Source organism: Micromonospora sp. RTBAU3-60, assembly GCF_054963695.1.
In genome coordinates this window covers 1-570 of sequence record NZ_JBUEGB010000214.1, presented here as the reverse complement: position 1 = coordinate 570, position 570 = coordinate 1, and the positions used below count along the sequence as shown (strand labels likewise).

Annotated in this window: 1 protein-coding gene; it reads right to left on the bottom strand. The window is 65.8% G+C overall.

The annotated features are described in order from the left end of the window. Nucleotides 1-2 precede the first annotated feature (2 nt). Nucleotides 3-570 (bottom strand): transposase (locus ACY34I_RS40620; protein ID WP_462760869.1); only part of this gene is annotated, 568 nt, incomplete at its 5' end.

Here is a 570-nt window from a genome sequence, read left to right as displayed (position 1 = left end):
GCTTAGTGCTCCTTGCCGTTAATTCGTCGGGGGTCACGCGGTGGTGGGTAGAGGCGTGTGGGTAGCGAGGCGCCGGAGGAGAGCGTCAAGATCCTTCTTGGTGTATCGCCAGTTGAACGGTCGGGCGGCCAGGTTGTAGTGATCCTGGAATGCGTCGAGCCGGTTCTGGACATCGGCCAGGTCGTGGAAGTCGTTGGTGTGACGACTTTGCGTTGGACGACGGAGAAGTAGATCTCCACCTTATTCAGCCAGCTGGCGTGCAGCGGGGTATGCACAATCGTGGCATTGGGCCACGTGGTGGCCATGCGGTCGATGGATGCTTGGCCGCGGTGGGAGGAGCCGTTGTCGACGATCCAGAACATCCGCCGGGCCGAGGCGTAAGGCTCACGGGTCATGACCTGCTCGACCAGCCGCGCGAACGGGGCCAGGCCGGTCGTGGGTTCGCAGCGGCCGTGGACCGTGCCGCGGTGCACGTCGAGCGCGGCCAGGTAGGCCAGTGCTCCGCCGCGGTCGTACTCGTGCTCGACGCGCATCAGCCGGGAACGGCCTGGCGGCAGGGTGGGGTGGCAG